Source organism: Bacillus sp. mrc49, from assembly GCF_002803435.1.
The window spans coordinates 1-394 of record NZ_PHNG01000059.1 but is presented as its reverse complement, the minus strand read 5'-3'; the positions used below and the strand labels follow the sequence as shown (position 1 = coordinate 394).

The 394-nt window shown below is 50.3% G+C and carries 1 rRNA gene; it reads right to left on the bottom strand.

Going from position 1 to position 394, the window contains the following annotated elements:
* Window positions 1-50: 50 nt before the first annotated feature.
* A 23S ribosomal RNA gene (locus CVN76_RS00455) occupies window positions 51-394 on the bottom strand; the annotation flags it as partial.

The following is a 394-nucleotide window of genomic DNA, read 5'->3' as shown; positions in this document are numbered from 1 at the left end:
TTCATTCCTTCAAAACTAGATAATAAGAAGGTATTTCATTTTTTAAAGCGTTGGTTAAGTCCTCGATCTATTAGTATCAGTCAGCTCCACATGTCGCCACGCTTCCACCTCTGACCTATCAACCTGATCATCTTTCAGGGATCTTACTAGCTTGCGCCATGGGAAATCTCATCTTGAGGGGGGCTTCATGCTTAGATGCTTTCAGCCCTTATCCCGTCCGCACGTAGCTACCCAGCTATGCCTTTGGCAAGACAACTGGTACACCAGCGGTGCGTCCATCCCGGTCCTCTCGTACTAAGGACAGCTCCTCTCAAATTTCCTGCGCCCGCGACGGATAGGGACCGAACTGTCTCACGACGTTCTGAACCCAGCTCGCGTACCGCTTTAATGGGCG